The organism is Shimazuella sp. NTD250 (genome assembly GCF_059510375.1).
The window spans coordinates 95,463-108,624 of record NZ_JCAJZS010000001.1 but is presented as its reverse complement, the minus strand read 5'-3'; the positions used below and the strand labels follow the sequence as shown (position 1 = coordinate 108,624).

Below are 13,162 nucleotides of genomic sequence, written 5' to 3'. Positions count from 1 at the left end.
CATTGCGTGTTAGTTAAAACATCAGTTTTAATTATGGAAAAGCCAGATTCCTTAGTGGGAATGGCTTTTTCTGTTTCTAAACATTCCCCATCCCACTTTTTTGTTGTGTGTATTTAAAAAGGATATATTGTTGTTGCCATATCTCTAGATGAGTAAATGTTTATAACCTTTCCTATTGACCACATTGGTCAATAGTCTTAAAATGTAATTGACCACATTGGTCAAACGTGAAAAGAGAGGAAAACTTTATATGACCTCTAAATTTCTTGCTTTAGATCCTGTTAAACAACAACAAATATTAAATGCTGCAATGAAAGAATTTGCTCTAAAAGGTTACAGAACAGCATCTACTAATCAAATCGTGGAAACAGCAGGTATTTCCAAGGGATTATTGTTTCATTATTTCTCCAATAAACAAAAGTTGTATTTGTACCTTTACGATTATTGCGTAGAGGTAATCTTGGAAGATTTTTTTGGACAAATCGATTTTGACCAAAAAGATATTTTACTGAGATCTCGAGAAATGCTATTGATTAAACTTCGATTGATGAACAAATATCCTGTAATATTTGATTTTCTTATAGCAGCCAATATAGAAGAAGCGACTGAAATAAAAGATAAACTTAACTCTCGCAATCAAGAAATTATTCGAGATAGTTATGTTAAAATGTTTGCTTCGATCGATGCGTCTCTTTTTCGCAGAGATATCGATCCTTCAAGAGCATTGGATATCATTATTTGGACGATTGAAGGCATATCTAATAAGGTTCAGGCTCGAGATAAGTTTAAAAAAGCTGAAGAACTTCAGAATGGCAAGACATTACAAGAATTGGATAAATATCTAGAGATACTCAGAAAAACACTATACAACTAGGAAAACAGGAGATGTTTGACATGAGTCATCATGTGAAAAGTTTTGCAGAATTAACTCCAGCTGATTTCTCTTTTGCAGGTGGGAAAGGGATGATGCTGGCAAAGATGTTTCAAGATGGGTACCCCATTCCAGATGGATTTGTCATTCTATCTACAGCTACTGGACCAGAGAACTTTGTTGATGGGGTTTGGACGGAGGTAGTCACTCATTTAAACAAAATTCGATTCAGATATCCTCAAGCTAAATTTGCTGTTCGTTCTTCTGCTTTAAGTGAAGATTCATCAGAAGCATCATTTGCTGGGGAGTTTGAAACCGTATTAAATCAATCTACAGATGAAGAGATAAGGGAAGCCATTCAAACGGTAATTCATTCTGTTCATCATGAAAGAGTGAAATCTTATACTTCGATTAAAGGAATGAAAGAAGATCATCAAATCGCGGTTGTCATTCAAGTAATGGTTCCGTCCCAGATGTCAGGGGTCTTGTTTACTGCTGATCCAGTGACTGGTAGTAGTGTGAGCATGATTGGAAATTTTGTTAATGGCTTAGGAGAACAGCTGGTTTCTGGAGAAGCGGATGCCTATATTTTTGAATTGACTCGTATTCGAAAAAAATATAATGGTCCATATAGAATGAAAAAATACGCATTGCAACTTTATGACTTGGCGATAGAGTTAGAAAAACAATTTGGTTTACCACAAGATTTGGAATGGGCCGTTGCAAATGAAAAGTTATATATCCTTCAAGCTCGACCAATCACTACACTATCCAAGGGAAACATGGAAACTTATGACATAAACTATTCGTTATCAGGAGACTACCTCTGGACCAATGCTAATGTTGGGGAAGCTGTGCCAGATGTTGTTACTCCTTTCACATGGTCGATCTTGCAATATTTAGATGAGGAAATCAGTGTTGTTCCAGGATACTATCTCATGTCGGGAAATATATGCGGAAGAATTTATACCAATATCAGCAGGAGGTTATCGGTTTTCTCTGCATTTGGGATCAGTCCTAAATTCGCGCTTTCTCTCATTGGCGATGTATTTGGCAATATACCGCAAGAGATGGAACTACCAGTCTATCCATTTACTCGGTGGGAATTATTAAAATTGATGGTACCAAAAGTAAAACACTATCTCAAAGAAGTTCAGATTGCCTCAAAATCCATAACGAAACAAATTTCAGATACTCCACAGTGGTGTCAAAATATAAAAAAGCAAATTGCAGCAGCAACGACAACTGCTGAGATAAAAAATATTTGGGAAGAGGAGCTGCATCCTTATCATCGTAAAGCGTGGCTGACACTTCTGTCTGGGGGAACAAAAGCAGTTTTAGCGATGAGATTGAAGACAAAACTAGCAAAAATGGTCGGAGAAGAAGATGCAAATGCTCTGCTTTCAAACTTAAGGGGAGAAGGTGAATTAGCAAGTCTTGGACCTGTGTTAGGGATATCCAAAGTATTGGCCGGTGAATGGAGCAAGGAAGATTATGCTCGCCAGTATGGGCATCGAGGTCCTTATGAGTTTGAACTGTCCATTGCTGATCCAGCTGAAAATAGCGATTGGTTGGAGGGACAGATAAAAGAATTCCAACAATCCAACATAAATGTGATGGAATTATTGACCACTCAAGAAACCAAGAGTAAGGCAGCATTTGCTCGATTTGAACAAAAGTATCCGCTTAAAAAGCGATGGCTAAAGGAACAACTAAAATTAGCGGCAGAAGGTGCACAGCTAAGAGAAACAGTACGTTCTGAGTTTGTTCGCGTACATCGTGTCTTACGAGCCTTTATGCTTCAAATTGGTAACATAACAGGAATCGGAGAAGATATTTTTTTTCTTTATCTCACAGAAATAGAAAAATTGTTATCTGATGAAGAGAATATAATAAGGTTTATCTCAAAAAGAAAAGAAACATATGCTAAGTTTAAGTCTTTGCCACCTTTTCCAGCAATTATACGCGGGCGATTTGATCCCTTTTCATGGGCTAAAGATCCTCAAAAGAGAGGAGATATTTATGATCCAACCATCCCATCTACAGAAATGGATACAGAAGAGTTAAAAGGATTTGCAGGGGCTGCTGGGAGGATAGTGGGAAAAGTTCGCGTTTTGATAAGCCCAGATCAAGGAAAGGAACTGCAAGCAGGTGAGATTTTGGTAGCCTCTAGTACGAATGTAGGCTGGACACCTTTATTTCCAAAAGCAGCGGCCATTATTACAGATGTAGGAGCACCACTTTCCCATGCTGCGATTGTTGCTAGAGAATTAGGAATTCCAGCGGTTGTTGGGTGTGGAAATGCGACTACTCGTTTAAAGACTGGAGACCGAGTAATCGTAGATGGCGGCCAAGGATTGGTTCATATCATCGGAAAATAATAGCTGAAGGCAGTTGGGAAAATCATTCCTAACTGTTTTTTTATTTTATGATAAAAAACACTTGCATTAAGTGTGTTAGTTGTTATAATACACTTATAAGAAAAAATACTCCTGAAAGGGAGGAGCATACATGGAAGATAGAAAGGTTGGCTCTTTTGTTTTTCAAATCGATCTTAGCCAACCCTTATACGAACAAATCTTAGATCAGATTAGAAGTTCAGTAGCACGGGGGGAGATCGGTTTGGGAGAGAAGATACCATCTGTACGTGAGTTAGCGATTAGTTTAAAGGTGAATCCAAATACAGTTATGCGAGCATACCAAGAATTGGAGAGAGATGGATTGACAGAAAAACGTCGCGGGCAAGGAACATTTATTACTACATCCAAAAACAACATCGCATCGTTTAAGTCAGAATTAGCAGAGCGCTATTGTTTAGAGTTTGTGGAAAAGATGAAAAGCTTAGGCTATAACGAGAAAGACATGATTCAATGGATCACCAATGAGAAAGGAGTAAACAAATGAATGTAATTGAATGTGAAGGGCTGAGTAAAAAGTTCGAAAAAAACTTCGCATTGCAGGAAGCGGAAGTTCAAATTCCAGCAAATCGCATTGTAGGTGTTTTAGGACCGAATGGTGCAGGGAAATCTACTTTTTTTCGATTACTTGTAGGACAAATCAAAAACGACGCAGGTGAGATTCAAGTACTCGGGCAAAAGCCAAACTGGAAATTGAATCACCAAATTTCCTATTTACCAGATCGTGCACGTTGGTATCTCGATTACAGTGTAGAGAAGACGATCGAATATGGTAAAAACTTTTTACCTGGTTTTCAAGAAGACAAAGCTTTTGATCTAGCAAACAGAATGAACTTAGATGCTTCGATGATGACAGCCAGCATGTCTAAAGGACAAGAAGCAAAACTGATGTTAATTTTATGCATGGCTAGAGAGGTACCTTTGGTTATATTAGATGAACCTTTTGCGGGAATTGACATGATTGCGAAAGAACAAATCATGGAGACCATCATCGATTTAGCTAGCGAACGAGAGCAAACGATTTTGATCAGTACACATGAAATAGCAGAAACAGAAGGATTATTCGATTATGTGGTCTTTTTTAAAGAGGGGGCAGTCATTCTCAGTGGGGATGTAGAAGAAATGCGGGAAAAGCAAGGTTCTCTACAGAGTATCTACCGGGAGTTATATCGATAGGAGGAATGAAATTTGTTTTGGAATCTAGTCAAACATGAAATGAAACAGAGGAGTACGGATAAAGATAAAAATTCGAGTCACAAAAGATACATCAAGTATATTTATTTAGTCGTCTTCTTAGTTCTTGCTGTCGTGTTTATAACAAGGCTTGCGCTTACTGGAGAGTTAGAGCCGGTTCAAATTTGGAATGTGTTATATGGCTTACCTTTTATTTTAATTGGAATCTCCCGAGGAACAATCAAACGAGAGCAGCGCAGTAACACCATTGGTTGGTGGTTATCTTTGCCTTACAGTCGTCAGACACTGATTTGGGCCAAATTTCTTGCAGCCATGTGGAGATCGATATTAACTTACCTCATTATTTTTGTGATTGGATTAGCAGGTTTTTTCTATGTCTTGCTTCTCGATCCTAAGTTACAGCTCCATGATATAGGCAGTTTCTTATCAACTGGTGCAAATGTTGGTTTGATCATGATTGTCATCGGTCCACTTGTTATTGCTTTAGGCATGTTTATGGGAACATTGGCTTTGACCGAGTATCGTTATTTAGTCTCTCTATTTTGGATCGGATTTTGGGTACTTTGGGCTCTCGTGATCTCATCATATGCAGAGGTGATATTCCATTTCGTAGAACACCAGTATATGGCGTTTCCTGAGTTTTCCTTAATTGCTTGGATACCATGCTGGATCATCACCTACATGCTAATTGCTTCTATGTCTAATCTTTTGGAAAGAAAACTGGTCTAACAGGTATCGAGGAGGAGATTATATGACGAATATGCTTGAATTTCATAAAGTAAAAAAAAGTTATGGCAAACGTATCGCAGTGAATCAATTAGAAATCTCAGTCAAAAAGGGATCATGCTTTGGATTGCTTGGTCCCAATGGTGCAGGGAAATCAACGATGATGAAACTGATTTCTGGCATTATACAGCCAGATTCTGGTCAAATAAAAGTAATGGGTTTAGATATGAAAAAGAACCTAGTAAAGATCCAACAAAAAATAGGATATGTTCCACAATCTATTACCCTGTACGAAGATTTGTCAGCAATCGATAATTTACTTTTTTTTGGTGAATTGGCTGGAGTGACAGGAAGCAAGTTGCAAGATCAGATTCAAGATGTACTGGCCAAAACAGGTTTATCTGACCGTGGAAAGGACGAAGTTCGTACGTATTCTGGAGGTATGAAACGTCGGATTAATATCGCTGTAGCATTGTTGCATAAGCCTGACTTATTAATTTTAGATGAACCAACTGTGGGGATTGATCCTCAATCTCGTAACCTTATTTTTGAATTGATTCGCTCGCTGCACAAGCAAGGAGTGACAATTATTTATTCTACACATTACATGGAAGAAGTAGAGGCACTGTGCGACGAGATTGCAATTGTTGATAATGGAAATGTCATTGCTGTGGGCGAACTAGATGAACTTCTAACAAAGCATACAAAGCCATCTGTTTATATGGAATCTGCTCAGAAGTGCGAACAACCAAAAGTACCTTCTGCAACAAATGTAATAGAAAAAGGCAATGGTTGGGTAATTGAAACAGAAGAACTACTTCCAACAATTCAATATTTAACGGAAATAGCAACGAATCAAAAACTAATTATCAAAAAATTAGAAATACTACGTCCGTCATTGGAAGATGTTTTCTTAAAATTAACTGGTGTAAGTCTCAGAGATGTGTAAGGGGGAGAGTCAAAAATGAGTACAGTATTAAAAAAAGAGTTGAAAATATTTTTAAAACGAAAAGGAAACTTTTTTTGGTTGTTTGCTATGCCGATCTTTTTTATCGTAGTTATGAATCTTATGTTCTCCAATTCAGACTCAAAAGTAACAGTTCAACTAATAGACAGAGACCAATCTACTCTCTCTCGTGCATTTATAAAACAGTTGGATGGAATAAAAGAGATAGATGTGAAATTAGAAAGCAGCTCATCTTTTAACGATCAAGTAAAGCAGTTACAAAAAGGAAACATTTCATCTCTTGTGGTAATTCCGAAAGGGTTTGAAAAACAATTCGCAACTAGTGCTTCTCAGATTCAATTTTATCGAGATGGGAATGCAAATCAAGCTGCAGCAGCAGTGGATGCTGTGCTAAACGGTTTGAGTAATCAATATCGAGAACAAAAAATTAAAACAAGTTTATTGAGTGAGGGTCAGCCAGAATCGAAAATAGCAGGTACAATGAAAGCTCCTATAACCATCACTACAATCAATGAAACATCTAGTGAAATTAATGGTATTACTCAAGTTGTTCCAGGTTATATGATTATGTTCTCCTTCTTTATCATCATGACGATGGTAACAAGATTTACAGCGGAGCGGGATTCGGGTATGGTTTCTCGTTTACAAGGTACATCCATCAGCTCCTGGCAGTATTTACTGGGCATGTGGTTACCAAATGTATTTATGGTTCTGTTTCAATGTTTAGTGTTGCTCCTATTTGGTCATTTTGCCTATGGCTTAGTTTTCGGCAACTTTTTGCTTGTCTTGTTGATCGTAATATCCCTAAGTATCTGCGGAGCAAGCATCGGTATAGCAGTTTCCATGTTAATTCGATCTGATCAGGCTTCAAAAGGGATTACTCAATTATTTACATTAGGTGGTTCCATGTTAGGCGGACTTTGGTTTCCCTTTGATATGCTTCCCTCTTATGTACAAGTATTTGGGAAAATGACTCCTCAATACTGGGCACAACATGGTTTACAGGAAGTGATGGCTCATGGGGCAAAAATAAGTGATATATGGCCAACCTTTGCTGTTTTACTTTCTATTGGGTTTGTGGGTTTAATCATTGCAAAGTTTAGTTATTCCACCTTTTTGCGTCGAGCTGTAAATTAGGGTATAAAGGAATAGCACAGTACTCTAAGATAATTCTACTTGCCAATCAGTAATAGTTATTTATAGAATAAAACTATTATATATTGATGGAGGTAATTAATTGAAACGATTAACAGCTATATTTCTCTCCATGCTGCTATTGTCTGTTGTATTTGCTACTGCTCACTCGGAAGTGAGTTATGCAAAAATAAGGTCACACTCCAGCTATCATACCAGTAGTTCGCATTCCAGCTACTATTCACCATCTTATAAATCGAGTAGTTATTCTTATTACAAGACAAAAAAGAAAAAAAGCATCTTTAGTAAGTTAGGCTCTTTCGTTGGTGGGGTTATCATCGCAGGTATCATATTTATTGTGCTCGTCATCATTGTCTTGATTGTATTATTTTTTGTCATTCGTCGGTTTATTCGACGACGACTTAGGCATTAGGCCAATTTTGCCAGCTCTGGTAAGATGTAATACAAGTAAAGATAGAACCTCCTTCCCATACTAAAGGGTAGATAAGGAGGTGCAAGACCAATGCCAAGAAGCACAAATAAATTATTAGTACCAGGTGCAGCAGCAGTATTAAACCAATTTAAAGAAGAAATAGCTAGTGAGTTTGGTGTGACCCTTGGAAAAGATACAACTGCTCGATCGAATGGATCAGTAGGTGGAGAAATAACGAAACGGCTTATCGCTCAAGTCGAGCAGCAACAAACCAAATAGTATAGGAATGAACGACTCCATTTCAGGAGTCGTTTTTGATTTCTGGATTTTTTCTTCTACTCTCTCTGTTTCGTGCATATTCTTAACAAGGAGATGGAGGGAGGAAAACGATGAAACGACTTACACAACTAGCTTCCAATTGGTTTGATTTACCCCCTGAAGTGGTTGGGACTCTCCCTCGCATAGAATGGATCGGACAACAGTTACAAATCGAAAATTTTATAGGTGTCCATCAATTTAACCCAGATTTACTCACGTTAAAAACGGCTACAGGTTTTCTTACTGTGGAAGGTGACTCTCTTGTGATGGAAGCTATTTACCCAGATAGAATATTACTTACTGGAAAAATCTCTGCAGTACATATGAAGAATAAGGAATAGGGGAGAAGGCATGTGAGAGGTGGTACAGTAACTATTGAATGCTTGGGGCAAAATATTTCAATCTTATTGGATCAAATCGTACAAGCTAAGATTGTCCTTAAGAATGTACAATGGGTAAGTAAAGAAAAAGTGCGAATTACCGTTTTGTTATCAGATATCATGCAAGTTTGGAAGTATATGAAACAATATAAAATAGCTGGGAAAATAGTGAAGAAATCAGGGCCTTTTTTCATGCTCAAAAAGATAAAGAAGCGAAAGTTTTTTGTCATTGGTTTTTCTATTTTTTTATTTTTGCTATTCTTCTTTTCTTCGTTTATTTGGTATATAGATGTGGAGGGAAATGAGCAATTACCAGATAAATATGTTCTATCTATTTTACAAAAGGAAGGTATTTATCCAGGACAGCTTAAAGTTGGACTTCCTAATACGGATCAACTGCAAAGAAAACTTCTAAAACGAATTCCAAATGCTTCATGGATTGGAGTGCGTATAGAAGGTACTCGCATCATTGTCACGGTGGCAGAAAAAAAACGGGTAGATTCGATCGGGGAAAAGAAGCTGATTCGTCGGCCTGTAGATTTGATTTCTAAAAAAAATGCCTTCATTATGGATGTACGTGTTTTTCACGGGAATCCGGTGGTCAAAGTACATGATGCCGTGAAAAAAGGGCAATTGTTGGTTTCAGGTACTTATGGAGCCGCAGCATCTCCAAGTAAGGGGACAATTGTTGGGGCTAAAGGAATTGTTTTAGGTGAGGTTTGGTATGAATCAGAGGTAGTTGTGCCCCTAAAGTATGTACAAAACGAATATACTGGAGAAAAAACACGTTATACATGGCCATTTGTGGGGCCATTTATCTTAACTAATCCATTTTCTACGCCTAAACCTTATGCAAAATCAGAACTAATGAGAAGAATATCGGCACTGCGTATTGGAAAATATCAATTACCGATCGGTTTGGTACGCGATGTTTATTGGTCTGTTAGACAAGTAACCTATACTCGGAATCATACAGATGCGATTACTTTAGGAAAAAAAAGAGCTAGATTGGAAATGACTAATACTATTGCTCCAGAAGGTAGAATTTTAGGGGAAAAAGTTTTGCACCAACGCATAGACAATGGTAAAGTTTATTTGAAGATACATTTTGATGTGGTTGAAAATATTGCTCAAGAAAAGCCTATACTACAAGGGGATTGAAACATTTGCAAAGCAATGAAAAACGGATTCACATTGAATTTCAGACTTCTGATGAAGCAATTAAATTGTTTGGCCCGCATGATACGTTTCTCAAAGTGATTGAAGCAGACAGTAAGGTCAAGATCGTTTCGAGGGGCGGAGAAATTGTAGTCTCTGGACCATCTGAACAAGTAGATAGAACACAGGAATTATTTCGCGTCTTGCTGACGCTTATTCGCCAAGGCTTGGAGTTAAATGAACGTGATGTTGTATATGCCAAGCGACTTTCGGAAACGGACAAGGCCGATGAATTATTGGAACTGTACCAAGAAGAAGTAGGTATTACCCAAAAAGGTCAAAAGGTGAGAGTCAAGACATTAGGCCAACGGCATTATGTCACAGCTATCCAGAAAAAAGACATCGTCTTTGGGATTGGACCTGCAGGTACTGGGAAAACTTTTTTGGCTGTCGTTATGGCAGTGATGGCTTTAAAGACCAATCGTGTTAAGCGGATCGTGTTAACAAGACCAGCAGTAGAAGCAGGGGAAAACTTAGGATTCTTACCTGGTGATCTTCAAGAAAAGGTAGACCCTTATTTACGCCCTTTATATGATAGCTTATACTTCATGCTTGGAATGGAACAAGTTGCGAAAATGATGGAACGTGGACTAATTGAAATTGCACCTCTAGCGTATATGCGTGGACGAACATTAGAAGACGCATTTGTCATTTTAGATGAGGCTCAAAATACAACACCTGAACAAATGAAGATGTTTTTAACTCGTCTTGGATTTGGCTCCAAAATGGTCATAACTGGTGACGTAACCCAAGTGGATTTGCCTCGAGGAAAAAATTCAGGATTGCGAGTGGCAGAGCGGATACTTGAAAATATTCCGGATATTCGTTTTGTCTATTTAAAACAAGCTGATGTTGTTCGACATACACTGGTACAACAAATTATTGAAGCATATGCAGAGGAAGACAACCAAGGAGCCAGCTAGTTATGGGAAAAAGCCAAAGAGCTTCTTTTTTTCAAGGACAGTGGAAAAGTCATTTTTCCATACAGATACTCATTTACGCGATCTTCGGGGTCGCGTTCTATTTGTTGTTGCTTCCACATGCCTTGCCGCAGTTTGTCGATATAAAAGTTGGGAAAATAAGTAGAGAAACGATTATTTCTCCTATAACTAAAATTGATGATACAGCGACAAAAGCAGCAAAGGATAGAGCAGCAAACTCTGTAGATCCTCAATACACAAAAAACGAAGAATTAACGAACAGTCAAATTGAAAAAATTGATTTGGTGTTTGCTGATGCAAGAAGGATCATCGGAGATAAAACGTTGAAAGAACCCGAAAAATTGAAAAGCTTAAAAGATGCAATTTCCCAAGAACTACCAGAAGAATTTTATATTAAATTAGTACGAACTTCTTTAACTGAATTAACAGATTTACGTCTAACTACCAGAGACATTGTGTCCAATATATTAGAAGAAGGAGTTCGTTCTCAAGAACTTGCCACGAAGAAAGATCAGGTAGACAGCATGTTGGTCACTTCATCACTATCGAGTAATTCACGCTATTTGGCACGTGAGATCACCAGATATTTTTTAATTCCTAATGAACTATATGACCAGAAGAAAACAGAATCCCTTCGAGAAGCTGCGAAAGATTCTGTTGAATCAATTCCGATCAAAAAAGGGCAAGTGCTCGTTTCTTCCGGGGAAGTTGTCACTCCTGATCAATATCGAAAATTAAAAGAAATAGGTTTGATACGCGAACAAACAAATGTCCTGCCTTATGTGGGTTTACTGATTCTTGTCTTGTTGGTTTTGGCTATCTTTCGGTTTTATGTGCAGCGCTTTCATTCCTTCCTGCATGCAGATAACAGCCAACTTTTATTGCTGGTATCGATCATGCTACTTACACTGATTGGGATGAAGATAGTTACATTAGGACAAAATTTAGAATGGAGTACAGTAGGTTTTCTCGCTCCTGTCGCGCTCGGAACGATGCTGATTACCTTGTTGTTAAATTCAAAATTATCTTTAGCAGCAAGTTTATTATTATGTTTAGCAGCAAGCATATTTTTTAACGGAGATAATCAGTTGTTGTTTGATTTTCGTTTTGGATTAGTTGCATTGATCAGTGGGATGATCAGCACCTTCGCCCTTGACGGTGTTAAACGAAGAAGTGCCGTGTTAAAAGCAGGTGTTTTAACTTCTCTTGTGAGTATGGTAGCTATTCTTGCTCTCTATACATTATGGCCAGCAGAACGTGATTGGGCGCAACTTTTTCAATCACTCTTGTTCGGCTTAATTGGCGGTATTTTCTCTGCTGTGCTCACGATTGGCTTTTTGCCCTATTTTGAAGCCATGTTTGGAATACTATCTCCTCTGCGTCTTTTGGAGCTTAGCAATCCTAACCATCCATTACTTAAAGATTTACTTTACAAAGCTCCTGGTACTTATCATCATTCCATCATAGTCGGAAACTTGGCGGAGGCAGCAGCTGAATCAATTGGTGCTGATGGTTTTCTTGCGAGAGTTGGAGCTTATTATCATGATGTTGGAAAATTAAAGCGGCCACAATTCTTTATCGAAAACCAGATCCATCGAGATAATCCCCATGATAAAATATCACCAAATCTGAGCAAAACAATTATTTTATCACACCCAAGAGATGGTGTAGAGATGCTGAAGGCTCATCGCATTCCAAAAGCAATCAAAGATATTGCTGCACAACACCATGGGACAACTTTGTTGAAGTTTTTTTATTACCGTGCACTAGAACAAAGCAATGGAACACAGGTTATTGAGGCTGATTATCGCTATCCTGGTCCAAAAGCACAGTTTAAAGAAGCAGCTATTGTCGGGATTGCCGATTGTGTGGAGGCTGCTGTACGCTCCATCTCCAAGCCAACTCCATCACGAATTGAAAATATGATTAGTAAAATTATCCGAGATCGTCTAGAAGATGGACAATTTCATGAATGTGATTTGACATTTAAAGAATGTAATTCTATCGCTAAAGCGATGGCAGCAACGTTGCAGGGGATTTTTCATTCCCGCATCGAGTACCCAGAGGATATACCAACAAAAGGGGCAAAATAGATGGTAACCATTGAAATAGAAGCAGAAATACCTCTGACAGAAGAGGAAAAAGCAGCGATTGACAGAGTGCAAGAAGTATTAGATAAAGTAGCTCAGATGGAAGAACTTCCAGAGGTTTCCGTATCGTTAACCTTAGTTAGTAAGGAAAGAATCCAAGAAATCAATCGAGAGTATCGGGAAAAAGATAGTCCTACAGACGTTCTCTCATTCCCGCTATTTGAAAATCGATCGGAATGGAGCAAAGAAGATTGGGAAGAAACGATTGAACTTGGAGATATTATTCTCAGTCTTCCTATAGCAAGTGTTCAAGCGATAGAATACGGTCATTCCTTACTGCGAGAGATTTCCTTTTTGGTAGTACATGGATTTTTGCATTTACTTGGTTATGATCATGAAACAAAGGAAGAGGAAGAAGAAATGTTCGGCTTGCAAGAGAAAGTATTATCCGAGTTAGATATTACGAGATAGGG

The 13,162-nt window shown here is 38.1% G+C and carries 14 protein-coding genes; all 14 read left to right on the top strand.

Features of this window, described 5'->3' with window-relative positions:
- Positions 1-250 precede the first annotated feature (250 nt).
- On the top strand, positions 251-874 hold the full coding sequence (locus tag AC5WOF_RS00575; protein ID WP_496048008.1) for a TetR/AcrR family transcriptional regulator: 624 nt from the start codon (positions 251-253) through the stop codon (positions 872-874).
- Positions 875-894: 20 nt separating this feature from the next.
- Positions 895-3,252, top strand: a complete 2,358-nt coding sequence (locus AC5WOF_RS00570; RefSeq protein ID WP_496048007.1) for a PEP/pyruvate-binding domain-containing protein — start codon at positions 895-897, stop codon at positions 3,250-3,252.
- Between the two features lie 130 nt (positions 3,253-3,382).
- On the top strand, positions 3,383-3,775 hold the full coding sequence (locus AC5WOF_RS00565; RefSeq protein WP_496048006.1) for a GntR family transcriptional regulator: 393 nt from the start codon (positions 3,383-3,385) through the stop codon (positions 3,773-3,775).
- Positions 3,772-4,464: an ATP-binding cassette domain-containing protein gene (locus tag AC5WOF_RS00560; RefSeq protein ID WP_496048005.1), complete on the top strand. Its 693-nt coding sequence runs from the start codon at positions 3,772-3,774 to the stop codon at positions 4,462-4,464. Before AC5WOF_RS00565 ends, AC5WOF_RS00560 begins: the two co-directional genes overlap by 4 nt.
- A gap of 12 nt (positions 4,465-4,476) precedes the next feature.
- Entirely contained in the window at positions 4,477-5,211 is a 735-nt protein-coding gene (locus AC5WOF_RS00555; protein ID WP_496048004.1) for an ABC transporter permease, read from the top strand.
- 22 nt (positions 5,212-5,233) lie between these two features.
- A complete protein-coding gene (locus AC5WOF_RS00550) occupies positions 5,234-6,157 on the top strand; it encodes an ABC transporter ATP-binding protein (RefSeq protein ID WP_496048003.1) in 924 nt (307 codons plus the stop codon).
- 15 nt (positions 6,158-6,172) lie between these two features.
- Positions 6,173-7,312 carry an ABC transporter permease gene (locus AC5WOF_RS00545; RefSeq protein WP_496048002.1) on the top strand — a complete coding sequence of 380 codons (1,140 nt, stop codon included), beginning with the start codon at positions 6,173-6,175 and terminating at the stop codon, positions 7,310-7,312.
- Positions 7,313-7,412: 100 nt separating this feature from the next.
- On the top strand, positions 7,413-7,742 hold the full coding sequence (locus AC5WOF_RS00540; RefSeq protein ID WP_496048001.1) for a hypothetical protein: 330 nt from the start codon (positions 7,413-7,415) through the stop codon (positions 7,740-7,742).
- A gap of 90 nt (positions 7,743-7,832) precedes the next feature.
- Positions 7,833-8,021 carry an alpha/beta-type small acid-soluble spore protein gene (locus tag AC5WOF_RS00535; protein WP_496048000.1) on the top strand — a complete coding sequence of 63 codons (189 nt, stop codon included), beginning with the start codon at positions 7,833-7,835 and terminating at the stop codon, positions 8,019-8,021.
- Positions 8,022-8,131: 110 nt separating this feature from the next.
- On the top strand, positions 8,132-8,401 hold the full coding sequence (locus AC5WOF_RS00530) for a YabP/YqfC family sporulation protein (protein ID WP_496047999.1): 270 nt from the start codon (positions 8,132-8,134) through the stop codon (positions 8,399-8,401).
- Positions 8,402-8,413: 12 nt separating this feature from the next.
- The gene (gene yqfD / locus AC5WOF_RS00525; protein ID WP_496047998.1) at positions 8,414-9,601 is read left to right on the top strand and encodes a sporulation protein YqfD; all 1,188 of its coding nucleotides are present in this window, start codon (positions 8,414-8,416) and stop codon (positions 9,599-9,601) included.
- Between the two features lie 5 nt (positions 9,602-9,606).
- The gene (locus tag AC5WOF_RS00520) at positions 9,607-10,581 is read left to right on the top strand and encodes a PhoH family protein (protein WP_496047997.1); all 975 of its coding nucleotides are present in this window, start codon (positions 9,607-9,609) and stop codon (positions 10,579-10,581) included.
- Between the two features lie 2 nt (positions 10,582-10,583).
- On the top strand, positions 10,584-12,692 hold the full coding sequence (locus tag AC5WOF_RS00515) for an HD family phosphohydrolase (RefSeq protein ID WP_496047996.1): 2,109 nt from the start codon (positions 10,584-10,586) through the stop codon (positions 12,690-12,692).
- Positions 12,693-13,160, top strand: a complete 468-nt coding sequence (ybeY, locus tag AC5WOF_RS00510; RefSeq protein ID WP_496047995.1) for an rRNA maturation RNase YbeY — start codon at positions 12,693-12,695, stop codon at positions 13,158-13,160.
- Positions 13,161-13,162: the final 2 nt, after the last annotated feature.

Bases quoted from the DNA above. Each gene is read 5' to 3' on its own strand.
- AC5WOF_RS00575 (WP_496048008.1), top strand. From the start codon at position 251: ATGACCTCTAAATTTCTTGCTTTAGATCCTGTTAAACAACAACAAATA.
- AC5WOF_RS00570 (WP_496048007.1), top strand. From the start codon at position 895: ATGAGTCATCATGTGAAAAGTTTTGCAGAATTAACTCCAGCTGATTTC.
- AC5WOF_RS00565 (WP_496048006.1), top strand. From the start codon at position 3,383: ATGGAAGATAGAAAGGTTGGCTCTTTTGTTTTTCAAATCGATCTTAGC.
- AC5WOF_RS00560 (WP_496048005.1), top strand. From the start codon at position 3,772: ATGAATGTAATTGAATGTGAAGGGCTGAGTAAAAAGTTCGAAAAAAAC.
- AC5WOF_RS00550 (WP_496048003.1), top strand. From the start codon at position 5,234: ATGACGAATATGCTTGAATTTCATAAAGTAAAAAAAAGTTATGGCAAA.
- AC5WOF_RS00545 (WP_496048002.1), top strand. From the start codon at position 6,173: ATGAGTACAGTATTAAAAAAAGAGTTGAAAATATTTTTAAAACGAAAA.
- AC5WOF_RS00535 (WP_496048000.1), top strand. From the start codon at position 7,833: ATGCCAAGAAGCACAAATAAATTATTAGTACCAGGTGCAGCAGCAGTA.
- AC5WOF_RS00530 (WP_496047999.1), top strand. From the start codon at position 8,132: ATGAAACGACTTACACAACTAGCTTCCAATTGGTTTGATTTACCCCCT.
- AC5WOF_RS00515 (WP_496047996.1), top strand. From the start codon at position 10,584: ATGGGAAAAAGCCAAAGAGCTTCTTTTTTTCAAGGACAGTGGAAAAGT.
- ybeY (WP_496047995.1), top strand. From the start codon at position 12,693: ATGGTAACCATTGAAATAGAAGCAGAAATACCTCTGACAGAAGAGGAA.